General features: G+C 68.8%; 23 protein-coding genes. 13 read left to right on the plus strand and 10 right to left on the minus strand.

Translation table 11 applies throughout. The features are described 5' to 3' along the window. Positions 1-2 precede the first annotated feature (2 nt). Positions 3-734 (minus strand): FadR/GntR family transcriptional regulator, encoded by a 732-nt coding sequence (locus AB0M51_RS21165; protein WP_363749935.1) that lies wholly within the window; start codon positions 732-734, stop codon positions 3-5. Beyond that, on the minus strand, positions 731-2,050 hold the full coding sequence (locus tag AB0M51_RS21170) for an L-fuconate dehydratase (protein WP_363749937.1): 1,320 nt from the start codon (positions 2,048-2,050) through the stop codon (positions 731-733). Before AB0M51_RS21170 ends, AB0M51_RS21165 begins: the two co-directional genes overlap by 4 nt. 143 nt (positions 2,051-2,193) lie before the next feature. Between AB0M51_RS21170 and AB0M51_RS21175 the strand changes: the two genes are divergently transcribed. Genes AB0M51_RS21175 through AB0M51_RS21205 form a run of 7 tightly spaced genes read left to right on the plus strand, consistent with a single transcriptional unit; the run spans position 2,194 to position 11,810 of the window. Continuing rightward, complete coding sequence (locus tag AB0M51_RS21175; protein ID WP_363749939.1) at positions 2,194-4,605, plus strand: glycoside hydrolase N-terminal domain-containing protein; 2,412 nt, start codon at positions 2,194-2,196, stop codon at positions 4,603-4,605. Beyond that, positions 4,593-5,585: an ABC transporter permease subunit gene (locus AB0M51_RS21180; RefSeq protein WP_344196300.1), complete on the plus strand. Its 993-nt coding sequence runs from the start codon at positions 4,593-4,595 to the stop codon at positions 5,583-5,585. The genes AB0M51_RS21175 and AB0M51_RS21180 overlap by 13 nt, the downstream gene beginning before the upstream one ends. After that, positions 5,582-6,532, plus strand: coding sequence for a carbohydrate ABC transporter permease (locus AB0M51_RS21185; RefSeq protein ID WP_344196298.1), 951 nt, complete (start codon positions 5,582-5,584; stop codon positions 6,530-6,532). The genes AB0M51_RS21180 and AB0M51_RS21185 overlap by 4 nt, the downstream gene beginning before the upstream one ends. A gap of 23 nt (positions 6,533-6,555) precedes the next feature. After that, complete coding sequence (locus tag AB0M51_RS21190; protein ID WP_363749941.1) at positions 6,556-8,244, plus strand: ABC transporter substrate-binding protein; 1,689 nt, start codon at positions 6,556-6,558, stop codon at positions 8,242-8,244. A gap of 19 nt (positions 8,245-8,263) precedes the next feature. Then, complete coding sequence (locus AB0M51_RS21195) at positions 8,264-9,580, plus strand: alpha-L-fucosidase (RefSeq protein ID WP_363749943.1); 1,317 nt, start codon at positions 8,264-8,266, stop codon at positions 9,578-9,580. Next, complete coding sequence (gene larA / locus AB0M51_RS21200) at positions 9,580-10,851, plus strand: nickel-dependent lactate racemase (protein ID WP_363749945.1); 1,272 nt, start codon at positions 9,580-9,582, stop codon at positions 10,849-10,851. The genes AB0M51_RS21195 and larA overlap by 1 nt, the downstream gene beginning before the upstream one ends. Then, positions 10,848-11,810, plus strand: a complete 963-nt coding sequence (locus AB0M51_RS21205) for a glycoside hydrolase family 43 protein (protein ID WP_363749947.1) — start codon at positions 10,848-10,850, stop codon at positions 11,808-11,810. Before larA ends, AB0M51_RS21205 begins: the two co-directional genes overlap by 4 nt. A gap of 14 nt (positions 11,811-11,824) precedes the next feature. On the opposite strand, the gene AB0M51_RS21210 is transcribed toward AB0M51_RS21205, so the two are convergent. From AB0M51_RS21210 to AB0M51_RS21220, 3 genes are read right to left on the minus strand one after another with little or no spacing between them, the layout of a single operon-like run. After that, complete coding sequence (locus tag AB0M51_RS21210) at positions 11,825-12,778, minus strand: hypothetical protein (RefSeq protein ID WP_344196288.1); 954 nt, start codon at positions 12,776-12,778, stop codon at positions 11,825-11,827. Next, positions 12,775-13,461 carry a cytochrome b N-terminal domain-containing protein gene (locus AB0M51_RS21215; protein ID WP_363749949.1) on the minus strand — a complete coding sequence of 229 codons (687 nt, stop codon included), beginning with the start codon at positions 13,459-13,461 and terminating at the stop codon, positions 12,775-12,777. The genes AB0M51_RS21210 and AB0M51_RS21215 overlap by 4 nt, the downstream gene beginning before the upstream one ends. Next, a complete protein-coding gene (locus AB0M51_RS21220) occupies positions 13,458-13,598 on the minus strand; it encodes a hypothetical protein (protein WP_344196284.1) in 141 nt (46 codons plus the stop codon). Before AB0M51_RS21220 ends, AB0M51_RS21215 begins: the two co-directional genes overlap by 4 nt. A 133-nt stretch (positions 13,599-13,731) precedes the next feature. Here AB0M51_RS21220 and AB0M51_RS21225 point away from each other — a divergent pair, with 133 nt between their 5' ends. Next, the gene (locus tag AB0M51_RS21225; RefSeq protein ID WP_344196282.1) at positions 13,732-14,466 is read left to right on the plus strand and encodes a dienelactone hydrolase family protein; all 735 of its coding nucleotides are present in this window, start codon (positions 13,732-13,734) and stop codon (positions 14,464-14,466) included. 5 nt (positions 14,467-14,471) lie between these two features. Here AB0M51_RS21225 and AB0M51_RS21230 read toward each other — a convergent pair whose 3' ends face one another. The 3 genes from AB0M51_RS21230 to AB0M51_RS21240 are packed head-to-tail and all read right to left on the minus strand — an operon-like array spanning position 14,472 to position 15,776. Next, on the minus strand, positions 14,472-15,056 hold the full coding sequence (locus AB0M51_RS21230) for a CBS domain-containing protein (protein ID WP_344196280.1): 585 nt from the start codon (positions 15,054-15,056) through the stop codon (positions 14,472-14,474). Then, positions 15,007-15,552 (minus strand): flavodoxin domain-containing protein, encoded by a 546-nt coding sequence (locus AB0M51_RS21235; RefSeq protein ID WP_363749952.1) that lies wholly within the window; start codon positions 15,550-15,552, stop codon positions 15,007-15,009. The genes AB0M51_RS21230 and AB0M51_RS21235 overlap by 50 nt, the downstream gene beginning before the upstream one ends. 32 nt (positions 15,553-15,584) lie before the next feature. Beyond that, on the minus strand, positions 15,585-15,776 hold the full coding sequence (locus AB0M51_RS21240) for a hypothetical protein (RefSeq protein WP_344196276.1): 192 nt from the start codon (positions 15,774-15,776) through the stop codon (positions 15,585-15,587). Between the two features lie 146 nt (positions 15,777-15,922). Between AB0M51_RS21240 and AB0M51_RS21245 the strand changes: the two genes are divergently transcribed. The 5 genes from AB0M51_RS21245 (at position 15,923) to AB0M51_RS21265 (ending at position 21,558) form a co-directional block, all read left to right on the plus strand. Beyond that, positions 15,923-16,198 (plus strand): DUF1876 domain-containing protein, encoded by a 276-nt coding sequence (locus tag AB0M51_RS21245; RefSeq protein WP_363749954.1) that lies wholly within the window; start codon positions 15,923-15,925, stop codon positions 16,196-16,198. Positions 16,199-16,334: 136 nt separating this feature from the next. Beyond that, complete coding sequence (locus AB0M51_RS21250) at positions 16,335-18,281, plus strand: heparinase II/III family protein (protein WP_363749956.1); 1,947 nt, start codon at positions 16,335-16,337, stop codon at positions 18,279-18,281. 9 nt (positions 18,282-18,290) lie between these two features. Beyond that, entirely contained in the window at positions 18,291-19,232 is a 942-nt protein-coding gene (locus AB0M51_RS21255) for an ABC transporter ATP-binding protein (protein ID WP_363749958.1), read from the plus strand. A gap of 2 nt (positions 19,233-19,234) precedes the next feature. Continuing rightward, positions 19,235-20,395, plus strand: coding sequence for an ABC transporter permease (locus tag AB0M51_RS21260; protein ID WP_363749960.1), 1,161 nt, complete (start codon positions 19,235-19,237; stop codon positions 20,393-20,395). Beyond that, positions 20,395-21,558, plus strand: a complete 1,164-nt coding sequence (locus AB0M51_RS21265) for an ABC transporter permease (RefSeq protein ID WP_363749962.1) — start codon at positions 20,395-20,397, stop codon at positions 21,556-21,558. The genes AB0M51_RS21260 and AB0M51_RS21265 overlap by 1 nt, the downstream gene beginning before the upstream one ends. Here the strand turns inward: AB0M51_RS21265 and AB0M51_RS21270 are convergent. Then, positions 21,537-24,173 carry a cation-transporting P-type ATPase gene (locus AB0M51_RS21270; protein WP_363749964.1) on the minus strand — a complete coding sequence of 879 codons (2,637 nt, stop codon included), beginning with the start codon at positions 24,171-24,173 and terminating at the stop codon, positions 21,537-21,539. The two genes, AB0M51_RS21265 and AB0M51_RS21270, sit on opposite strands and share 22 nt — an antisense overlap. Beyond that, complete coding sequence (locus AB0M51_RS21275) at positions 24,170-24,541, minus strand: hypothetical protein (RefSeq protein WP_344196268.1); 372 nt, start codon at positions 24,539-24,541, stop codon at positions 24,170-24,172. Before AB0M51_RS21275 ends, AB0M51_RS21270 begins: the two co-directional genes overlap by 4 nt. Positions 24,542-24,543: the final 2 nt, after the last annotated feature.

The following is a 24,543-nucleotide window of genomic DNA, read 5'->3' on the forward strand; positions in this document are numbered from 1 at the left end:
GGTCACAAGGCCTCATTCACGACGCTTTGCTCGAGGAGGTAGTCCTCGACGGTGAACAGATGGGCGGACATCCGGGTCCGGGCCCGGTCCGGGTCATGTGCGGTCAGGGCGGCCAAAATCGACAAGTGCTCCCGGTGGGCGGTGTCGTCGGCGCCGGGCTGGGTGATCGAGCGGCGGAGCCGGTCTCGCATCGTGCGGCCGCCGAGGGCGTCGATCAGCGCCGCCAGGACCGGGTTGCCGGCTGCTTCCGCGATGATGCGGTGGAACGCGATGTCGTTCTCGATGACCGTCTCGTGGTTCGGTTCGCTGTGCGCCAGTTCGGCCTCGTTGTGCCGAAGCAGTTCGGTGGCGGCGTCGAGCTCCGCGACGCCGATCCGCTGCGCAGCCGCCGCGGCGGCCTCCGTCTCGAGCATCCGGCGTACCGAATGCAGATGCGTGGTGCCGCTGCCGTCCTGCAGGTCGACCACGAAGCCGATCGGTGCCAGCAGCATCGAGGGGTCGAGCGTGGTGACGTAGGTGCCGTCGCCCCGCCGGGTCTCGAGCACGCCCATCATCGACAGCGCTCGGACCCCCTCGCGCAGCGGGTTGCGGGACACGCCGAGGGCAGCGGCGAGGTCCTTCTCGACGGGCAGCCGGTCGCCGGGCTGGAGCCGGCCGTCGATGATCAGTTGCCGGATGCCCTCGACCACGACATCGGTCTGCGAAACGCCAGGGGCGCGGGGCTCGGCGGTCATGGCTGCGCGTCCGTGGCCAGGCGTGCGGCCCAGTAGCTGCCGTCCGGGAAGCGGTAGGTCTCGAGTGACTCCGTGTGCATCTCGGCACTGTAACCGGGGGCGACCGGGAGGACGTACGAGCCGTTCCGGACCACGCAGGGCTCGACGAAGTGCTCGTGCAGGTGGTCGATGTACTCCGTGACGCGGCCGTCGAGGCTGCCTGAGACGGCGACGTAGTCGAAGATCGACAGGTGCTGCACCAGCTCGCACAGGCCGACACCACCGGCGTGCGGGCACACCGGTACGTCGAAGGACGCGGCGAGGAGGTAGACGGCGAGCACCTCGTTGACGCTGCCGAGACGAGCGGCGTCGAGCTGGCAGTAGTCGAGGGCGCCGGCCTGGAACATCTGCTTGAACAGCACGCGGTTCATGCCGTGCTCGCCGCTGGCGACGCCGATCGGCGCGACGGCCTTGCGGATCGCCGCATGCCCGAGCACGTCGTCGGGGCTGGTCGGTTCCTCGATCCACAGCGGGTCGAACTCGGCGAGCGCCTTGACCCACTCGATCGCCTGCGGCACCTCCCAGACCTGGTTCGCGTCGATCATCAGGTGACCGTCCGGTCCGAGCACCTCGCGGGCGATCCCGCAGCGCCGGATGTCGTCGTCCAGGTTCGCGCCGACCTTGAGCTTCACATGTTTGTAGCCGGAGGCAACGGCCTCCTCGGACAGCCTGCGCAGCTTGGCGTCCGAGTACCCGAGCCAGCCGGCCGACGTGGTGTAGCACGGGTAGCCGGTCGTCTCGAGTTCCGCGATTCGTTGCTTGCGGCCCGGTTCCTGGCGGGCGAGCAGCGCGATCGCCTGGTCGGGAGTCAGTACGTCGGCCAGATACCGCAGGTCGGCCGCGTCGACGAGTTCCTCGGGCGACATGTCGCACAGCAGCCGCCACAGCGGTACGCCGGCCCGCCGGGCCGCCAGGTCCCAGACCGCGTTCATGACCGCGGCGAGCGCCAGGTGGATGACGCCCTTGTCGGGTCCGAGCCACCGCAACTGGCTGTCCGACTGCAGTTCCCGGTAGATCCCGCCGAGGTCGGCGCACAGTTCGTCGACGTTCCGGCCGATCAGCGGTTCGGCGCGCTGCCGGGCCGCCGCCGCGCACAGGTCGGTACCGCGCCCGATGGTGAAGGTCAGGCCGTACCCGGCCAGCTCCGGGTCGTCGGTGCGCAGGACAACGTACGCCGCCGAATGGTCGCCGTCCTTGTTCATCGCGTCGGAGCCGTCGCTGTTCAGCGAGGTCGGGAAGCGGACGTCGACGACCTCCACCGAGGTGATGCATCGCATGGCGGGCCTCTCACAACTGGGCGATAGATGGGATCTTTATCCATCTTTGGTGCAGCCAAGTATGGACCAGCCGGAGCGACGGCGCTACGATCCCGGAAATTCATGGGATTAATACCTCGTCGTCTCGACGGAGGACTGCTGGTATGAGCAACCTGGTGAGCTCTGACCGTTCCGCCTCGCAACGGCTGTACTACGACCGTCCCGCAGCGACCTGGCTGGAGGCGCTGCCGATCGGCAACGGCCGGATCGGCGCGATGTGCCACGGCGGCGTCGGCAAGGACCGGATCGGGCTGAACGACGAGACCCTGTGGTCGGGAGGGCCGGAGACCGTACGGTCGTTGTCGGCTCCGCTCGGCGCGACCGGTGCGGACGCCGTACAGGCTGTGCGCGACGCGCTTCGGGCAGGCGACGTCAGGCGGGCGCACGAGTTGGCCCGCGGCTTTCACTCCGGCTATTCGCAGGCATACCTGCCGGCGGGTGATCTCCTGCTCGACATCCGGGTCGCCGGCACCACGCCCGACGCCGCCGCGGTCACGCAGTACCGTCGCGAGCTTGATCTCGACGGCGCCATGGTCACGACGGCCTACGAGGTCGGGGGAGTGGCGGTGCGGCAGGAGGTCTTCGTGAGCGCGCCGGACGGTGTGCTGGTCCAGCGATTGACCGCATCCGAGCCGGTACTCGCGCTGACGTGCCGGTTGACGTCGCAGCTGCAATCGCACCCGCGCGGCATCGAAGACGGGCTCGGTCTGATCTTGCGAGCACCCGCCGACGTCGCCCCGCCGCATCGCGAGGTGCCGGAGCCGATCCGGTACTCCGACGGCCCCGATCGCGGCATGTCGGCGGCGATCGCGTTGCGCGGCAGGACCGACGGAGAGCTCCGGGCGGACCCTGTCGAGCTCACTGTCGACGGTGCAACGGAGATCGTGCTGATCCTCGCGACCGCTACGGGGTACGACGGTCCGTACGCCGTCCCGCAGCGCACCGGCGACGAATGCCTGACCGCCGCGGACCGGACCGTGCGCGCCGCCCTCGATCGCGAGTACGGCGACCTGCTCGCTGATCACCAGGCGGATCACCGACGGCTCTACCGGCGCGCGTCTCTCGAGCTGGCCGGACCAACCGAGCCGGCCGGCTTACCGACCGACGTACGGGTCGGCCGATCAACCGCCGACGATCCGGCCCTGGCCGCGCTGATCTTCAACTACGGGCGCTATCTGATGGTCGCGAGTTCACGACCGGGTGGCCTGCCGACGAACCTGCAGGGGATCTGGAACGACATCCTGCGGCCGCCGTGGAGCTCGAACTTCACGGTCAACATCAACACCGAGATGAACTACTGGCCGGCCGAGACCACCAACTTGTCCGAGTGCCACGAACCCCTGTTCAGGTTTATCGAAAAACTTGCCGAGTCGGGCAGCCGGACCGCGCAGGAGCGGTACGGGTGCGCCGGATGGGCCGCGCACCACAACGCCGATGCCTGGTGCTGGACGAACCCGGTCGAAGGCGACCCGCGGTGGTCGAACTGGCCGATGGCCGGCGCGTGGCTGGTGCGGCATCTGTGGGACCACTACGAGTTCACGGGCGACCTCGAATTCCTCGGCAGGTGCTGGCCCGTGGTGCGCGGCGCGGCGGAGTTCTGTCTCGACTGGCTGGTCGAGATGCCGGACGGCAGCCTCGGTACGGCGCCGTCGACGTCTCCGGAGAACGACTACATCGCGTCCGACGGGCAACCTGCCTCGGTGACCGAGTCGGCGACGATGGACATCGCGCTGATCTCGGACCTGTTCGAGCGGGTCGAGCGCGCGGCGGAGCTGCTCGACCTCGTCGATCCGATCGTGGGCGAGCTGTCCACCGCACGGAAGCGGCTGCCCGAACCCTTGATCGGCGCGCGTGGTCAGCTGCAGGAGTGGGCGGCCGACCTTCCGGAGGAAGATCCGCACCATCGGCACATGTCGCACCTGGTCGGCGTACATCCTGGCGACGCCATCACTCCGGACGGCACGCCCGAGCTCGCGGCGGCGGCCCTGCGGACGCTGGATCTGCGGGGCGACGAGGCGACGGGCTGGTCGCTCGCGTGGAAGATCTGTCTACGGGCCCGGTTGCGCGACGCCGCCGCGGCGCACCGGCTGGTGCGTGCGTTCCTCCGACCGGCCGACGACGCCGCGACGGGGCGGCCAGGGAGCGGTGCGGGTGTCTACCCGAACCTGTTCTGCGCGCATCCGCCGTTCCAGATCGACGGCAACTTCGGCGCGACAGCGGGCATCGCGGAGATGTTGCTCCAGACCCACAACGGCGAGATCGAGCTGTTGCCGGCGCTGCCGGCCGAGTGGCCGAGCGGCCGTGCCGCCGGCCTCCGGGCTCGTGGCGGCGTCACGGTCGACATCGCCTGGACATCGCAGGGCATCGAAGCAGTCCTCACCGCCGACCGGGACCAGGAGCGGGTCGTCCGCCACGGTGCCGATCGGGCGCTGGTGCGGTTGACGGCCGGGATCGGTCAGCGCGTGAGCTCGTCCCTGATCGCCGGCCGGGACGAGGAGGTCTCATGGCAACGCTGACAACCGTCCGGCCACCGGCCGGTGAGCTTCCAGCTCGGCCCAAGCGACGCCGGCGCCGGGAACGCGCCGGCATCAAAGGACTGCGCCGCAGCCTTCGACGGCACTGGACGCTCTACCTGCTGATGGTTGTGCCGCTGATCTGGTTCGCTGTCTTCAAGTACATCCCGATGTCGAACGCCGTGCTGGCGTTCAAGAGCTACAACGTGACCAAGGGCATCTGGGGAAGTCCGTGGATCGGCTCGCAGAACTTCGAGCTGTTCTTCCGCAATCCGGTGTTCTGGACCCTGGTGAAGAACACCTTCGTACTCTCGGTCTACACCGTCGGAGCGAGTTTCCCGCTCGCCATCGTGCTCGCGCTGGCGTTGAACGAGGCCCGTCAAGGGCTGTTCAAGCGGACGGTCCAGCTGGTCACGTACGCGCCGTACTTCATCTCGACCGTCGTGGTCGTGTCGATGACGATCCTGGTGCTGTCCCCGCGGCTCGGCATCGTCAACGAGGGGTTGGGGTTCTTCGGCGTACCGGCGATCGACTTCCTCGGGAATCCGGACTACTTCCGGCACATCTACGTGTGGTCCGACGTCTGGCAGACCACGGGGTACTCCGCGGTGATCTACCTGGCCGCCCTGGCCGGGATCGATCCCGCGCTGCACGAGGCGGCGAAGGTCGACGGTGCCGGCCGGCTGCGGCGGATCATGCACGTCGACCTGCCGGGCATCATGCCGACCGCGGTGATCATCCTGGTCCTTGCGGTCGGCAACATCATGGCGATCGGTTTCGAGAAGGCGTTCCTGCTGCAGAACCCGCTCAACCTGAGCCAGTCGGAGATCATCGCCACCTACGTGTACAAGACGGGCCTGCTGAACGCGGACTTCAGCATGGCGACCGCGGTGGGCCTGTTCAACTCGGTGATCAACCTGGTCCTGCTGCTGGTCGTGAACATGGTCGCCAAGCGGATCACCGGGAACGGACTGTGGTCATGAGCATCGACACGCAAGTCAGGACGTTGCCGAGCAAGCGCGTCGAGCGCCGCGCGGCGCGGGCCCGCCGGATCCGCGAGCCGCGCGCCGACCGGATCTTCATGTTCTGCGTCTACCTACTGCTGGCGGTGTTTCTCGCCGTCGTGCTGCTGCCGCTGCTGTACGTCCTCGCGAGCTCGTTCAGCAGCCCCGAGGCGGTCTCGTCCGGCCGGGTGCTGTTCTGGCCGGTGGACTTCTCGGTACGCGGGTACCACGCGGTGTTCGAGAACCCGCAGATCATCCAGGGCTACCTGAACTCGTTGTTCTACACGGTCGTCGGCACGGTTGTCAGCGTCACGATGACGATCGCGGTCGCGTACCCGCTGTCCCGCCGTACGCTGGTCGGCCGGAACGTCGTGATGACGTTGATCCTGTTCACGATGCTGTTCACCGGCGGACTGATCCCGACGTACCTGGTGGTCCAGTCGGTCGGCCTGCTCGACACCCGGTGGGCGCTGATCATCCCGCAGGCGATCGGCGTCTGGCAGGTCATCATCGCTCGCACCTACTTCCGTACGGCGATCCCGGACGAGCTCGTCGAGGCCTCGCAGCTGGACGGCTGCGGCGACCTGCGGTTCCTCTGGTCGGTGGTGATCCCGCTGGCCAAGCCGATGATCGCGGTGGTCGCGCTGATGTACGCGATCATGCAGTGGAACTCGTACTTCGACGCGCTGATCTACCTGAAGAACCCGGACCTGTTCCCGCTCCAGCTGGTGCTGCGGAACATCCTGATCCTCAACACCACCGGCGGCGGGGCCGTCGACGCCTCGGTCGTGATCCAGCGTCAGCAGCTCGCCGACCTGCTCAAGTACTCGCTGATCGTGGTCGCGAGCGTGCCGGTGCTGCTCATCTACCCGTTCGTCGCCCGCTACTTCACCAAGGGAATCCTGATCGGCGCCGTCAAGGGCTGATCCTCAACCTCTGTGAGGAACCCATGTCTGTAAAGCTCAGTAGGAAGAGGCGTGCCGCGATCGCCGGAATCAGCCTCCTCGCACTCGCCCTCGCGGCCTGTTCCGGAGGCGGTGGCTCGAACGCCGCGGAGGGTAAGCCGCTCCCGACGATCACCGGCAACCCGGCGGTCACGCTGAACGTGTTCGCGCCGCAGTCGGCCGACACGAACCTGGCCACGAACGACTTCACCAAGCTGATCCAGCAGAAGTTCAACATCACGATCAAGTGGCAGACGACGACGTTCGACGGCGGTCCGGCCAAGGAGAAGCGGCAGATCTCGCTGGCCAGCGGCGACTACCCGGACCTGTACCTGCTGATCCCGTGGGTCGACCAGTTCAGCCAGACCGATCTGCAGAAGCTGTCGACGCAGGGAGTGGTCGTACCGCTGAACCAGCTCATCGACCAGTACGCGCCGAACATCAAGAAGGCCCTCGACGCCACCCCTGAGTGGAAGGCGATGGCCACCGCGCCGGACGGCAAGATCTACGGCCTGCCGCAATGGGTGGACTGCTTCCACTGCTCGTATCAGGACAAGCTCTGGATGAACTCGGCCTGGCTGAAGAAGCTCGGACTGCAGCAACCCAAGACCACCGAGGACATGCGCAAGGTCCTCGAGGCGTTCAAGACCCAGGACCCGAACGGGAACGGCAAGGCCGACGAGATCCCGCTCAGCGCCGACGTCCGAGACTTCCTGATCCCGTACTTCATGAACGCGTTCATCTACGACCCGCAGGGATCCAGCGGGTACAACAACTCGGCCCTGGTGCTGAACAACGGCAAGGTCGACATCCAGGCGAACAAGGACGGCTGGCGCGAGGGACTGAAGTACCTCAACTCGCTCTACAAGGAAGGCCTGATCGACAAGGGCGCCTTCACCCAGAACGGGGACGCGCTCTCCCAGCAGGGCAACCACGCCGGCTCGGTGATCCTCGGTTCCGCGACGGTGCTGCACCCCGGCATCTTCGTCAACACCGGTTCGGCGGACGGCCGGGACAAGCAGTACGACGCCGTACCGCCGCTGACCGGGCCGGAAGGCAAGAGCTACACCGGCTACAACTTCCCGAGCGCGCCGGGTGCGACCTTCGTGCTGACCAGCAAGGCGACGCCGGAGAAGCAGATCGCGGCGATCAAGATGCTCGACTACATCTTCACCGACCCGGGCCAGATCAACGGCCAGTTCGGCATGGAGGGCAAGGGCTGGACCAAGCCGGCCGCCGGCGACGTCGCACTCGACAAGTCGCTGAAGCCGACCTTCAAGCAGATCCCGCAGAAGCCCGGTACGGCGCCGCGGAACTCCGGCTGGGGTGCGATGGCGCAGTACAACAACACCGCGCACTTCCGGAACTCGGAGGCGATCGGCACCGACATCTACTCGCAGGCAGGGTACGAGCGGAAGCTGTACGAGGCCACCAAGTTGTACGCCGGCCACGAGGACAAGGCCGAGATCTACCCGTTCTGGAAGGTGTGGATCGACCCCAGCCTCGCAAGCGAGCTCGCCACGCTGCAGACCAACATCGACAGCTACGTGCAGCAGAACGCGCTGCAGTTCATCACCGGCTCGAAGAACCTCGACACCGACTGGGACAGCTACGTCAAGGGTCTCGACGGTCTCGGCCTCAAGCGCTACCTGGAGATCCAGCAGGGCGCGTACGACAAGATCCCCAACAAGTAATCCTGACGAGGAGCGACCAGTGCCGTTCGACGCAACTTTCGAATCCCTGTCCGGCTTCGAGTGCCCGGAGTGGTTCCGGGACGCGAAACTCGGCATCTGGTCGCACTGGGGACCGCAGTCGGTGCCGCGGTACGGCGATTGGTACGCGCGCCACATGTACCGCGAGGGCAGCGACCAGTACCGCTACCACCTGCGGACGTACGGCGACCCGTCGGAGTTCGGCTACGAGGACGTCGTACGGCGGTGGAAGGCGGAGCGTTTCGACCCGGACGAGCTGATGGATCGTTTCGTGGCGGCCGGCGCCCGGTACTTCGTGGCGCAGGCCGTCCACCACGACAACTTCTTCAACTACGACTCCGCGGTCAATCCGTGGAACTCGGTGCAGGTAGGCCCCGGCAAGGACGTCGTGGGGCTGTGGAGGGCTGCCGCGGCCGGGCGTGGGCTGCCGTTCGGGCTCACGGAGCATCTGGGTGCCTCGTTCACCTGGATGAAGGCCACCGAGGGCGGGGAGGTGCCGGATCCCTGGTACACCGACGATCCAGAGTGGCACCGGTACTGGCTGGACTCGGTCACCGAGATGATCGACAAGTACCAGCCGGACCTGCTGTACTCCGACGGGCCGCTACCGTTCGGGAAGGTGGACTACACACCCGGCCTCAGCGCAGTCGCCCACCTCTACAACACCAACCCGCGCGCCGTGTACCAACAGAAGGACCGGAGCCCCGAAGTGAGCGCGGTCGGCATCATGGACATCGAGCGCAGCCAGACGCCAGGAATCCATCCGGCGCCCTGGCAGACCGACACCTCGGTCGGCGACTGGTTCTACAACGTCCGCGACGTGTACAAGACCGCGGGCCATGTGATCGAGATGCTGGTCGACATCGTGTCGAAGAACGGCAACCTGTTGCTGAACGTGCCCCAGTTGCCGGACGGCACGATCGACTCCGAGTGCGCGCAGCTTCTCGACGAGCTGGGCGCCTGGACGCGAGTCTGTGGCGAGGGCATCTTCGGCACGCGGCCGTTCCGCGTGTACGGCGAAGGCCCATCGACGGTGCTCATCGACGGCTTCACCGAGGACCGGGTCAGCTGGACGGGCACCGACTACCGCTTCACCCGCCGCGACAACACCCTCTACGCCTTCCAGTTGGCCTGGCCGTCCGACGCCCGCGCAGTCATCCGCAGCCTCACCGGCCACGAGACCGTCACCGATGTCCGCCTGCTCGGCCACGGCCCGGTCCCGTTCCAGCAGTCGTACGGCGTCCTGGTGGTCGACCTCCCCGCCACACCACCGCTCGAGACAGCCAACTGCCTGGCCGTCGACCTGGCGGCCGTGTGATGGAGGTTCGGCTGGCGTACGGAGAGTCGGGCCTGGTTGTTGACGTGGATCCGGCGCGGACGACTGTGGTGGAGCCCGTGCATCATGAGGGGGCCGTGGATCCGGTGGGGGTGTTGCGGCGGGCGCTGCGTGCGCCGGTGGCCGGGGCTCCGTTGCGGGAGCGGGTACGGCGAGGGCAGACGGTGGCGATCTCCGCGTGTGACGGGACTCGGCCGCAGCCGCGGGAGTTGATGATTCCCGCAGTACTGGCGGAGCTGGACGGCGTGGTCGACCTGGACGACGTGGTGGTGCTGGTCGCGACCGGTACGCATCGGGGCAACAGCGACGCGGAGCTGCGGCAGATGTTCGGCGACGAGGTCGTCGACGCCGTACGGATCGTCAATCACGACGGACGCGACCGGGACCAGCTGGCCTGGATGGGGGCCCACGGCAACGGTGTGCCGGTCTGGTTGAACAGGCACTGGGTGGACGCGGACGTCAGGATCACCACCGGCTTCGTCGAGCCGCACTTCTTCGCCGGGTTCTCGGGCGGACCGAAACTTGTCGCACCGGGTCTGGCGGGTCTCGACACCGTGCTCGTACTCCACGACGCGGCCCGGATCGGCGACCCGCGGGCGACCTGGGGAGTGATCCAGGGCAACCCGGTGCACGACGACGTACGGGCGATCGCCGATGCCACCGGTGTCACCTTCGCCCTGGACGTCGTGCTCAACCGCGACAAGGAGATCGTCGCGGCGTTCGGTGGTGACCTGTTGCCGATGCACACCGCCGCCTGCGCCGTGGCGAAGCGGATCGCTATGCAACCGGTCGACGCCGCGTTCGACGTGGTGGTCACGACCAACTCTGGTTTTCCCCTCGACCAGAACCTGTACCAGTCGGTCAAGGGGATGTCCGCCGCGCACCAGATCGTTCGCCCCGGCGGCACCATCATCTGCGCGGCGGAGTGCCGTGACGGCTTCCCGGATCACGGGTCGTACCGCTCGGTGCTAGCGTCTGCGCCTTCGCCGCAAGGGCTTCTCGAGCAGATCGCCGGCCAGGAGACCGTTCCCGATCAGTGGCAGGTGCAGATCCAGGCCCGGATCCAGGCGACCAGCCGGGTCGTGATGCACACAGGTTTCCTGTCCGACGCCGAGCTGGCCGCCGTACACCTGGAGCAGACGACCGACATCTCCGCGGCGGTCGCCGCAGCCGGCCCGGACGCACGCGTCTGTGTACTCCCTGAAGGCCCGCAAACCATCCCGTACATCGCGAACCACCCTGGAGCCCGATGAATTCGACCGAAGCGCCACCGCAGTACGTCGGCTACCTCTACGTGCACTTCAAACGCGAGGACGTCGACGGCGAGCAGATCTACTTCGCGCTGAGCGACGGCGATGATCCGTTGCGGTTCGACGACCTCAACGGCGGACGCCCGGTACTGCGATCGTCGGCGGGTGAGCACGGCGTACGTGATCCTCATGTCGTGCGCTCTCCGGAAGGCGATCGGTTCTACCTGGTCGCGACCGATCTGTGCCTGTACGACTGCCTGGACTGGGATCGGCACCAACGGCACGGAAGCCGTTCGATCATGGTGTGGGAGTCGGCCGATCTGGTGGAGTGGGGCGAGGGCCGGCTGGTCGAGGTGGCGCCGCCCGCGGCGGGCAACGCCTGGGCGCCGGAGTCGGTCTGGGACCCCGAGCAGGACGCGTATCTGGTGCACTGGTCGTCGACGCTGTACGACGATGCCGAGCACACGGGCGACAGCTACAACCGGATCATGTGTACGACGACGCGCGACTTCCGGGAGTTCACGCCGCCGCGGGTGTGGATCGATCGGGGCTGGCAGACGATCGACGCCACGGTGATCCGGCACGACGGCATCTATTACCGCTTCCTGAAGGACGAGCGGAGTCGTGGCGGCGACGCACCGCTCGGCAAGTCGATCTTCTCCGAGACCTCGACCTCCCTCACGGGCACCGCCTGGCAGCCGCTGGCCGAGGGCATCGGCCTCGGTGCGATCAAGCAGGGCGAAGGTCCGCTCGTGTACGAGTCGAACACGGAGGAGAAGTGGTATCTCTGGATCGACGAGTTCACCCCGGACCGTCGGTACGTACCGTTCGAGACGACCGACCTCGCCGGCGGGACCTGGAAACCCTGTGCGGACTACCGCCTGCCGGAGAGTCCCTGTCACGGTGTCGTGCTGCCCGTGACCGCCGCGGAGTACGAGCGGCTCCGTACCACCTGGATCTGATCCGCGCGGGCTCGTCAGGGGCTGGTACGGCGGTAGTAGTCGCGCCAGATCAGGCGGTGCAGCGGGATCCAGCGGGGGATCGAGCGGAGGCCGGGGACGAACGGGACGAGGACGAGGCCGAGGGTCAGGACCATCATCAGTGCCCAGACCTGGGCGTCTGCGTTGTCCGACGTCGAGAACGGTTTGACCTGGTACCAGAAGGTGTACAGCCACATCCACGGCTGGCCCGGGTAGTTGCCGGTCTCGTTCATCATGCCCCACTGGTCGCCGCCGAGGTTCCTGGCCCGGGCCTGGTCCTCGAGGTACGCGCCGTCGGCCAGTAGCAGCAAGCCGCGGGTGGAATCTCCCTGGTAGAAGGTCCCGCTGGAGTCGAGCGAGCCCTCAAGCCCGCCGGACCGAGCCAGGTCCAGGAACTTCGCGCCCAGCACGGGGACCGGGCCGAAGGCGGACGACGGCTTGACCGCGGCGGGCGCACCGTCGGGTGCCTTCGACAACGCGTCGGCGTACGCCGCTGCCCATTCCTGCTGGTTCTTGGGACTCGCCGACGTCCAGGCGGTCAGCGCGCTGCTGAGGGCCTGGTCGCCGCGGACGCCGCGCAGCGGGGTGATGACGAGATCGTTCGCGGAGTCGACCGGGATCCGCACACCGGCCCAGTTCTGCAGATCGAGCGGGCCTAGCGTCTGGCCGCTCCCGGCGCGGTTGTACGGCGGTCCGTACTGCGCGCTCGTGGTCGTGCCGGCGAGCTCACCGGTCGCGGTCGCGACGACGTCGTTCGGCGCCTTCTGCGCCCAGTCGGACAACGTGATCGGCTTCTCGTCGGGTGACGAGAACACCGCCGCCAGGACCGTGGTGAGCACCGCCACGACGACCAGTGCAACGACGAATTCCTTGACCAGGTCGTAGGAGCGGGTCGGGAAGTCGTGGGCGTCCGGTGTCCGATGCCGGCGTACGGCTGCGGAGGCGGTCATGACGTGCCCTCCTCGTCGGTACGGCCGGTCTCGGCGACCTCGGCGACCTCGGCGTCGATCGGTGGTACGACGCCGTGCCGCCGGACCAGGATCACGTGCAGCACCACGACCACGCCGACGCCGAACGGCAGCAGGGCGATGTGCCACATCAGCATCTGGCCGGGGTTCAGGACGTTGAACCAGGCGCCGACGCCGACCGAGTTGAGACCGTCCTTGGCCTGCGTGCTGATCCACTGCGAGTCGAAGTTGGACTGCGAGAGGTAGCCGGTGAACGCCGTGCCGATGGAGCCGACGAAGCACAGCACGCCGGTGATCCAGGTCAGCGCGCGCCGGCCCCGCCACGCGGCCATGAAGAACTTGCCCCACAGATGGATCACCATGAACGCGAAGAACAGCTCGACACTCCACAGGTGCAGCGAGTTCACGAAGTGCCCGGTCGACGAGGTGTGCCACCAGGCCGGCCCGCCGAGCGCCAGGACGGCGCCGGACGCGAGCACGACCAGCAGGGCGGCCAAGGTCAGTACGCCGAAGACGTAGATCCACGAACTCACGTACACGGGCTGCCGGTCCGGGAGCAGTTGCCCGGGCGGGACCGTCCGGCTGAGCCGCTCCCGCAGACGGACCGTCCAGTTGCCCCTGGCCGGCCGGTCGGGTGCCGCAGTACGGCTGGCGATCGAGGTCATGGCCGGTCCTGATCGTCGTCGCCGTGCCGGAACGGTACGACGATCGCGAGCGCGAAGACCACGATCATCGCGAGGATGATGACCAGGTTGGTCACCGAGATCTGGATGACTCCCCAGTGAACGTAGCTGCCGGCCATCATGCCTCCTCCGAGAGAACTTTCTCCCACCGTCCGCGCGGACGCGGTCCATGAGCAGGGTCCTTGGACTCTGGTGGCCGGGACCAAAGTCGTGGCAGCTCTCAGCGGCGCCACAGGTGTAATGTCCGGTGCTATGAGTTCGCTCGATTCGTGGGCTCTGAGCAGCCACACGGCAGCCGGCGTGACGCACCCGACGTACCGGAAGGGCACCGGTCCGGGTGTGATCGTGATCCACGAGATCCCTGGTATCACCCCCGCGGTGCTCGAGTTCGCCGAAGAGGTGGTGGCTCGCGGTTTCACGGTCGTGATGCCCTCGCTGTTCGGCCGGCCGGGTGCTCCGGCCACGGTGCTCGAGTCGGTTCGGAGCATCGCGGGGATCTGCGTGAGCCGGGAGTTCACGATGTTCGCCAGGGGACGGACGACACCGGTCGCGGCCTGGCTGCGGTCGCTGGCTCGCGAACTCCACGACGAGCTGGGCGGACCGGGTGTCGGCGCGGTCGGCATGTGTATGACCGGTGGCTTCGCCCTCGCGATGCTGGCCGATGCTCCCGTCGCGGCGCCGGTGCTCGCCCAGCCTGCTTCACCCGCTCCGGTCGGTGCGGCGCGCAAGGCCGACCTGGGACTCAGCCCGGCCGACCTGGCGTCGGTCAAGGCGAAGGCCGCCGCGGGATGCCAGGTGCTCGGCCTGCGCTACGAGGGCGATCCCGCCGTCGGCACACGGTTCGACACCCTTCGCCGGGAGCTCGGCGCGAACTTCATCGCGGTCGAGTTCCCCGGCCGCAAGCACTCCACCTTGACCGAGCATCGCCGGCAGGAGGGCGTCGACCGCGTACTGGCGTTCTTCGAGGAGAAGCTGGGCACGCACTGAGACGGTCAGGGGACGTGGACCGCGATGACTCCGGCGACCGAGCCGGCGATGGACTCCGCGCGCCGGCGGTCGAGTTCACCGGCTGTGCCGAGGACGCGGACGATGCCGTCGTCGACCTCGACCTGCCAGTTCAGGTCTCGTGCCCGCAGTTGGTCGAGGATGTCGTTGCGGATCCGGGAGTCGCGGCCGGCCAGGTAGTGGATGACGTCGCTGCGGCTGATCACGCCGACGACCTGTTCGCCGTCCACCACCGGCAGGCTCTTCACCATCGTCTCCCGGAGCAGATCGATCGCCGCGTCGACGTCCTCGTCCGCGTGCACGCTCATCACCAGGTTCGCCATCAGCTCGGCGACCCGGCGCGGCCGGAAGACCGCGGAGAGTCTCAGCGGGTACGACGGAACGCGATCCTCGACCAGCAGCATGTCCGGGATGAGGTCCGCCTCGCTCACCACACCCACCAACCGGCCCTGACGGTCGACGACCGGCAGCGTGGTGATCTGGTTGCGATCGAGCAGCCGCAGGGCCTCACTGACCGGAGTCTCACCGAGCACGGTGATCGCGGGCGTCGTCATGAGTTCTTTGACGCGCATCGTGAGCACTCCCTTCTCCGGGGGCCTCGAGGGTGGTGGCGATCTGGCGGGTCCAGGCGCGGACGTCCAGCCAGTCCCGGGAGTCGCCGACGAGTCGTTCGAGGTCGTCGTCGTGCAGCACGACGTCGGCCTGGAGGTTGCCGGCGAAGGTCTTGACCGGGGGAGCACCGAACTCGCGAGCGAGACGCGCCACGTCGGCCGGTACGGGTTGGGCCTGCTGCCGGCTCGCGCCGAGCGGTCCGGAGTGGAAGAGCCAGACGCGACGGGTGCGGAGCTGACGTTCGTGCCGGCGGAGGAAGCGCACGGCCTCGGGGAGCCAGCGGCCCTGGTAGATCGCGCTGCCGAGGACGACAGCGTCGTACGGCGTGACCGCCTGGACGGCGCCGATCTCGCGGACGTCGACCGCGAACCCGGCGGCGCGGAGTTCGACACCGATGGCCGCGGCGATACTCGCGGTCGCGCCCATCTTGGTGGCGTAGGTGACCAGCACGGTCATCGCTCTCTCCTTAACGGCTGAGCAGACGGGGCTTACCGATCGGTGGCTGCCTCGTCCTGGTCGGTCTTCTCGTCGGCGGGTTCGTCCGGTGCGTGGGCGGCGCGGTGGCGTTCCTGGTAGAGCTCGACGCCGAGGTGCCTGATGATCGCCTGGCCGGCGCCGGGCGAGCCGGCGGCCCGGAGGCGGGCGTCGCGCTGGATGCGGGCCTTCTCGATCTCACTCATGGCATTCCCTTCTCGCAGTACCAGCACACGCCGGATCCGAGACAGCGGACAGGGCTGAAGTTCCCGCCCCGGTGGACCGGAAGACCCTGGTCGACGGCCGGTGGCGCGCAGACGATGGACATCTACCTGGACGAAAGGACGGGACCATGGCCACGAGCAGGCGCTGGAGCGTCGACATCTTCATCGACGAGCACGAAGGCGAGCGGACCACGCACGCGGAAGCCCGGCTGCACACCAACGACAAGACCCACCTGGTCGGCCACGGCGACGCGCACCGGAACCCGGCCGACACCGAGATCGCCGAGATCGGCGACGAACTCGCCGTCGCGCGGGCCCTCTCGGACCTGGCGCACAAACTGCTGCACGCGGCCGCGTCCGACATCGAGGCGATCACCCACAAACCCGCACACGTGCACCGCTGATCGGCCTAGGACCTGTCTGGTAATCCAGACAGGTCCTAGGCCGCTCGGGACCTTCGTCTCTGGGAAGCGTTGACGATCAGCCAGACCCTCGATGCAACCGCTGCCGTCCGGCGGCGGCTGGGGAGGGGGAAGACTGATGAGATTCATCCGATCGACCGCGGTGATCGCGGGGATCGCCGCACTGGCATTGGGGGCAGGGACGGCCGCCGGAACGACTCGTGGGCCGACGCCGGGTATCACGATCGCGAGTGCCCCGGCAGGACCGGGTAACGCGCAGTTCGTGCCGGGCGCGAGCAACGTCGTACCGCCGACCGCACCGCCGGCGACCGACATCGGGACGGCCAAGCTGCAGACCGCGGCGGCACCGTTCTACGCGTGTCCGGGGTTCAGTGGGCTCGAGAGGCAGAACCCGTTGGCGGATCTGTACGCCGACAAGTTCACCTGGGCGCCGTACGCGGCGTACAAGGTCGGCAACGGCGGCGGGAACATCAACTGGTCGCTGAATCCGTACAAGAACGCGAGCTGGTACATGTGGTTCCACTCGCTCCGTTGGCTCGGCCAAGGAATCATCGCCGCGGGTAAGGGTGATCTGACCGCGCTGACCCGGGTGAACACGATCGCGTACGACTGGTACCGCGACAACCCGTACTCGTGGAAGGCGAACGTCGGCGCGTGGGAGTCCACGATGCACCGGACCAACGTGCTGATCTGCCTGCGCCAGGCGGTCCTGTCCGGGCTGCAGGTCACGACGCTGCCGGCCAAGTACACCTGGATCGACACCGCGCTGCTGAGCCACGCCCGCTTCCTGACGAACTACTGGAGCGGCGCCTGGAACCACGGCACCGACGAGAGCATCGCGCTGTTCGGCGTCGGAGTGACGCTCAACCGCAGCGACTACAAGAACCTCGCCGTGCAACGGCTGGCAGCCGGCATCACGACCTCGATCGACGCCCAAGGGTCGACGAACGAACAGTCGGCGGGGTACGCGGCGTTCAACTACAGCCTCTGGGGCCGGGCGATCACCGTGCTGCAGAACGGCGGCGTCAGCCCCGGCACGACGATCTCGACGCGCCGCGACCTGCTCGCCAAGTGGTTGACGCTGGCAACGAACTCGCTCGGCAAGCTACCGCAGATCGGCGACACCGAACTGCAGGCGACGTACCCGTACGCGGGGACACCGATGGAGTACGCCGGGTCACTCGGCAAGTCCGGCACCGCGCCGCCGTGGCGCGTCGGCGTCTACTCGGCCGGCTACGTGTTCGGGCGGACGGGCTGGGGGACCGATCCGGCCCGCGGGTTCACGGGCGAATCGGCGTACAGCATCAGGTTCGGGCCGGCGCGCGCGTACCACGGACACAGCGACCACACGAGCATCACGTACACGGCCCGCGGCCGGGACATCATCATCAACGGCGGGTACGCCGCCTACTCGGCCGGAGTCTGGCGGACCTGGACCGTGAGCCCGTCCGCACACAGCGTGCTGACGACTCCCGGGTCGACCGACGTGAACCCGGTGACGAAGCTGAACGCCTACTCGATCAAGGCGAACGCCGAGTCCTACCAGTTCAGCGACGTACCGGGCGCCGGCATCAGCCGGGTACGGCGGGTCCTGGTGCTGAAGGACCCGGACCTGATCGTCACCTGGGACACCGCGTCCGCGAAGGTCGCGCAGGCCTTCCAGACGTTGTGGCACCTGCCGTCGGACCAGCGCGCGACGGTCTACTCGCGGACGACGGCGACCGCGATCGCACCGGGTGACACCACCCGGACGGTCATCTTCCAGTTGCCGTTCAGGCAGGCGCTCCCGGCCGGTGCGACGTTGGTGAAGCAGGGGCAGAGCAGCCCGATCCAGGGCTGGACCTACCCGACCAGCAACGTCCGCAAGTCCGCTCCGACGGTCATGATGGCCCGCTCCGGCAAGTCCGCGTCGATCCTGTCGTTCGTCGTACCGGTCCGTGCCACGGGAGGCGTCACCTACAAGACCTACTGGTCGGGGACGACGTACGTCGTGTCCCTCAAGGTCGGCGGCGTCGCCGCGGCCATCGGTATTACCGCCGGCGGCTCGCTCTACCGGATCGGATAGGAGACGGTCATGACACCCCCGGTGCTGTCGGCAGCACATCTCGGCAAACGATTCGGGGACCGGGTCGCGGTCGACGATGTGAGTTTCACGGTGGCACCGGGGGAGACGTACGGCCTGCTCGGGCCGAACGGCGCCGGCAAAACCACGACGATCCGGCTGGTGTGCGGGCTGCTGCGGGCCGATCAGGGGGAGGTCCTCGTGGCAGGCTCCCCGATCAGGCCGGCGACGCCGGCCGCCAAACGGTACGTCGGGTACGTTCCGCAGGACATCGCGCTCTACCCGGACCTGACCGCCTGGGAGAACCTGCGGTTCTTCGGCCGGCTGTACGGCCTGCGCGGCGCCGCCCTGAACCGTCGCGTCGGCAAGGTCCTCGAGCTGATCGGGCTGACGGACCGGGCCGGGGACCGGGTGGAGTCGTTCTCGGGCGGGATGCGTCGCCGGCTGAACATCGGCGCCGGTCTGCTGCACGAGCCGACCCTGCTGGTGCTGGACGAGCCGACGGTCGGCGTGGATCCGCAGAGCAGGCACGCCGTGATGGAGAGCGTCCGGTCGTTCGGCGCGTCGGGGATGGCGGTGCTGTACACCACGCACTACATGGAGGAGGCGGAGCGGCTGTGTGATCGGGTCGGGATCATCGACCGCGGCCGGCTGGTTGCCGAAGGCACCCGCCGGCAGTTGGTCGCACGGCTCGGCGAGCGCGATCGGATCACTCTGGCCGCGAGCGGCGACCTGACCGGTCTGGCGGAGAGCTGCCGCGGCCTGGCCGGTGTCGACCGGGCCGAGGTCAAGGACGGTGAGGTACAACTGCTCGCCGCCGAGGGGCGCCGGCTGCTGCCCGGCGTACTGGACGCCGCCGAGCGGTCGGGTCTATCGATCCGCTCGGTCGAGGTGGACGAGCCGGATCTCGAGGCGGTCTTCCTGCATCTGACCGGTACGGCGCTACGGGAGTGATCGTGTTCGGTGCCTGGGTGATCGCCGCCAAGGACCTTCGGCAGCGTTTCCGCGACCGGTCGGCGTGGATCCTCGGATTCGTGGCGCCGGTGGCGGTGGCGGCGCTGATGAGCTTCGCCTTCTCGGGAGTGGAGAACTTCCACGCGAAGATCGCGCTGGTCGACAACGATCGCGGCCAGATCGCGATCGCATTGCGGACCGCGCTCACCGGTCCGGAGTTGTCCGACGTACTGACGGTCCGGGAGAGTCGTGACGAGGCGGAGGCGCGGCGCCTGATCGACAGCGGGGACGCCGGCGCGGCACTCGTCGTACCGCAGGGCTTCAGCGCCGCCGCGGTCGGCGACGAGCCGATCGGTCTTCGCGTCCTGGCCGACCCGGACGAGCCGCTGCAGGCGCAGGTGACACGCGCGCTCGCCGATGCGTACGTCGCACAGCTCAACGCCGACCGGCTCTCCGTCCACGCGGCGCTGGCGGCGGGCGTGCCGCGGAGCCGCGGCGCCGAGCTCGCCGCGGCGGTGGCCGGGCTCCGGTTGCCCGAGTCCGTGCGGGAACAGGCGACCGGGTACCGGCAGCTGACGACCGCGAGCTACTACGCGCCGGCGATGGGGATCATGTTCGTGCTGTTCATGGTCGGATTCACCGCGCGCAGTTACTTCACCGAGGAACGGACCGGGACGCTAGAGCGGATCGGTGCGGCACCGCTCGGCCGGGGCGTCGTACTGCTCGGCAAGTCGCTGGCAGCGTTCGTGTACAGCGCGCTGAGCCTCAGCGTCCTCGCGGTCGTGTCGTCCGTGGCGTTCAAAGCGCACTGGGGACCTCCGGTGCCGGCGGCGGCGCTGATCCTCGCGATGTCGACGGTTCTAGTGGCATTGACCGCGCTGGTCGTCGCGGTCGCCCGCACTGAACGGCAGGCTGACGGGCTGGCCACGATCGTCACGTTCGCCCTGCTGTTGCTGGGCGGCAACTTCGTCCTGATCAGCCAGGCGCCGGAGACACTGCGCAGGCTGGCCCTGTTGACGCCGAACGGCTGGGCCTTGCGGGGCTTCACCGACCTCGCGGCCGGGGCCGGCGCTGCGAGCGCGGTCGTGCCGGTCCTGGTGATCCTCGCCATGACGGTGGTACTCAGCGGGGCGGCGGTCCTGCTCGGACGACGGAGGACCTGATGAGAACCGCATTCGTTGTCGCCGGCGCATCGCTGCGCCGGATGCTGCGCGATCGCACCGCGCTGTTCTTCCTGGTGATTCTGCCGGTGGTGATCATCGCCGTGATCGGCTCTGTGGTGCAGAACCCCGGCGGCTTCCGGATCGGCGTCCTGGCGGGCCAGACCTCGGGCTCGGGGTTGGTGACCAGTCTGGTCGACGAGCTGAAGACGGTCGGGCCGGTACACACGATGGCGGACGAGACGGACGCCCGCACGGCGCTGCGGCGCGGCGAGCTCGACGCGGTCGTGCTGATTCCCTCCGGGCTGGACTCGCAACTGCTGGACGGTCGCGAGGTCCGGATCCCGGTGCTTGCCGGTGGCGCCGAGTCGACGCAGAGCGCCGTACGTTCAGCTGTCTCGGCCGCGGTGGCCCGGCACGCGGAGCGGGTGCAGGCGGCGGCCTTCGCGGCCCGGTGGACCGGTACGTCGATCGCGCAGCAGTTGCCGCGCGCAACCGCAGTGCAGCTGGTGACGCCCCGGATCGCGATCAGTACCGAGAACGTCGCCACCGGCAGCAACTACCTGCCGCTGGGCTTCAGCTACAGCGCGCCGACCATGCTCGTGTTGTTCGTCTTCATCAACGCGCTGGCCGGCGGTGCCTCGATCGTGCAGACCCGGCAGCTGGGGATCTACCAGCGGGCACGGGCGGCGCCGATCCGGACCGGCAGCCTCGTCCTGGGCGAGACACTGTGCTACCTGACGTTCGCGTTGCTGCAGTCGGTACTGATCGTCGCCGTCGGTGCGCTGTTGTTCGGCGTGAGCTGGGGCAATCCGCCGGCCGCTGCGGTGCTGATCGGTACCTGGGCCCTGGTCGGGACCGGTGCCGGGATGTTGAGTGGTGCCTTCTTCAGAACCCCGGACCAGGCGTCCGCGATCGGGCCGGTGATCGGCATCGCGTTCGCCATGCTGGGCGGCTGCATGTGGCCGTTGGAGATCGTCCCGCACGCGGTGCGCGTCCTCGGCCACCTCACTCCGCACGCGTGGGCCGTCGACGCCTGGATCACGCTGCTGTCCCGGGGCGGCAACATCGTGGACATCGCTCCGCAGTTGGCCGTCCTGGCCGGGTTCGCGGTGGCCATGCTCGGCCTTGCCGCGATCGTGCATCAGCGCCAGTTGACGGCCTGAGCAGCGGCGATCCGGCGCCGGACGAGGATCGCGAGGGCGGGGATCAGGGCGACGGTGACGGCGACCAGCAGCTGGTGGGCCGCCAGGGGCTGGAGGTCCAGGAGGTCGCGGAGCGGGTCGAAGAAGACCGGGAGGACCTGCAGGAGCAGCGCGCCGGCTACTGCGGCGTCGAGGAAGCGGAAGCGTCGTACGCCGGCGGTGCGGTGGCGGAGGCGGCGTGCGGGGCCGGGGCGGCGGAGGGCGAGGGCTACACCCAGCTGGGAGAGGCCGAGGACGAGGTAGGTCATCGTCTGCCACGGGCCGCCGGTGCGGTGGACCCAGTAGGCGGCAGCGAGGGTGACGGCGCCGATCAGCGAGCCGCTCCAGGCTATGCGTCGCCACAGGCCCGCACCGAGGATCTGTTCCTGGGGTGAGCGCGGCGGCTTCCGCATGGCGTCCGGGTCGGCGGGCTCCGCGCCGATGGCGACGCCGGGCAGACCGTGGGTGAGCATGTTGATCCAGAGGATCTGGCCGGGCAGCAGCGGTACGGCGAAGCCCAGCAGCGGCCCCAGCAACATGACCAGGATCTCGGCCAGCCCGCCGCTCAGCGCGTACCGCAGGAAGGTGCGGATGTTGGTGTAGATCCGCCGGCCTTCCTCGATCGCGGCCTCGACCGTGCCGAGGTCGTCGTCGGTGAGGACGAGGTCGGCGGCCTGGCGCGCCACCTCGGTCCCGCCCTTGCCCATCGCGACGCCGATGTCGGCGCGGCGCAGCGCCGGCGCGTCGTTGACGCCGTCGCCGGTCATCGCGACGACGTGCCCGTTCGCCTGCCAGGCCCGCACGATGTCGAGCTTCTGCTCCGGGCGGATGCGTGCGAAGACCCGTCCGGTGGTCGGGTCTCTGCCGTCGTCGATGTCGGCACCGGTGACGACCTCGCCGTCGTGTACGCCGATCCGGTCCGCGACGGCGAGCGCCGTACCCGGTGCGTCGCCGGTGATCAGCAACAGGTCGACGCCGGCGTTGCGGAACGAAGCGACCACGTCGGCCGCGTTGTGCCGCACCGGATCGGTGATCGCGACCAGCCCCACCAGGTGCAGAGCGTCCTCGGTCCGCGGGGCGTCCGGCGTGACGATCTTGTCGGCGACGGCCAGGACGCGGTAGCCGGCCTCCGACAGTTCGGCGGCGACGCCCTTCGCCCGGTCGATGTCGCCGTACGGCGTGACGTCAGGCGTCAGCATCACCTCGGGCGCGCCCTTGCCGATCACCAGGAGATCGTCGCGGCCGGGTTGTTCGTGGACGGTGGTCATCCGCTTGCGGACGCTGTCGAAAGGCAGTTCGTGCAGCCGTGGGCAGGCGGTCGTGAGTTCGAGGTGGTCGACGCCGCCGCGCTGGGCCAGGGTGAGCAGCGCGGCCTCCGTCGGGTCACCGATCGGCCGCCACACCGGATCGTCGTCCGTGGGTGGCCGCAGGGCAGCGTCGTTGCACAAGGCAACATCCCGCAGCAGCCGCCGGACCGCGACGCCGCCGTCTGCGGAAGAGAGAGCTGACTGAGCGCCGACGGACGACGCGAGCTCGCGGGCGGGGGAGGTGGCGCCCGGCGCGAACTGGTCGAGCGGTGGAGAGCCCACGAGACGGCCGGCCGGGTTGTAGCCGGAGCCGGTTGCTTGCGCTGATCCGGACTCGGTCCAGAGGCGTTCGGCGTGCATGATGCCCTCGGTGAGGGTGCCGGTCTTGTCGGTGGCGACGACGGTGACCGCGCCGAGGGTTTCGACGGCCGGCAGTCTGCGGACGACGGCGGCGCGCTGCGCCATCCGGTGCGCGCCGATGGCGAGGGCGAGCGTGACGACCGCCGGCAGCGACTCGGGTACGGCGGCGACCGTGAGGCTGACCGCGGTGACGATCATGTTCGGCAACGGCAGCCCGCGGACGAGCCCGGCGACGGCGACGATCGCGGACAGTACGACGGCCGCGATGCTCAGCACCCGGCTGAGCCCGGCCAGCCTCCGCTGCAGCGGCGTCGCCCGGGGACGCTGGCCGGACAACAGCGCCGCGATCTTGCCGAGCGCGCTGTCCGGGCCGGTGCGGGTCACGACGCCGGAACCGCGCCCGCGGGTCACGACCGTTCCGGCGTACAACTCCTCGGACGCCGACTTCTCGACCGGCACCGACTCGCCGGTGAGCGCGGACTCGTCGGCCTGCAGCCGGACCGCGTCGAACAACTGCAGGTCGGCGGGCACGATGTCGCCCGCCTGGAGCAGGACCACGTCCTCCGGCACGACCTCGGCGGCCGGTACGACGGTCGCGCGGCCGCCACGTCGTACCGTGGCATGCGGCGCCGCCATCCGGTTCAGCGCCGTGAGCGCGTGTTCCGCCCGGATCTCCTGCACCACGCCGACGGTCGTGTTCAGTACGACGACGACCAGGATCACGGTGAGATCGGTGAGGTCACGGAGACTGGCGGTCAGCGCCGCGGCGGCGATCAGCAGCAGGATCATCGGATCGCGCAGCTGCATGAGCACGCGCCGCCACGGCGACGGCGGGCGCGGCGCGGGATTGGTGTTCGGCCCGTGCTCGGCAAGGGAGAGCGCGGCCTGGTCCGCGGTCAGCCCGCGCGGATCCGACTGCTGAACGGTCATCGGCGCAGCTCCACGTCGTGCCGGGTGCCGTCGTGGTGGACCAGATCGAGCGCGATCACGAGGACCAGGCAGAGAATGAACGCCGCGAGCAGCAGTTCGGCCGCGGCGGTCTCCGCGAGCCCGACGGTCACGGAGTACAGCACCACAGCCGCCACCGCCGCCCCGCCCTCGACGCGGCCCAGCCGACCGTGCCGGTGACCACCGCGGATCACCAGGAACGCGAGCGCGCCGAACCCCAGGCCGACGGACGCCATCGCGCGAGCGGTGTGGATCATCGCGATCTCGCCGAACCCGAGATAGCCGAGATACGACGCCAGCACGACGACGAGTAGCACCAGCGCGATGACGTCACGGGAACGCAGTCGCATCG

The organism is Kribbella sp. NPDC051137 (assembly GCF_040682535.1).
In the GTDB taxonomy this organism is placed as follows: domain Bacteria; phylum Actinomycetota; class Actinomycetes; order Propionibacteriales; family Kribbellaceae; genus Kribbella; species Kribbella karoonensis.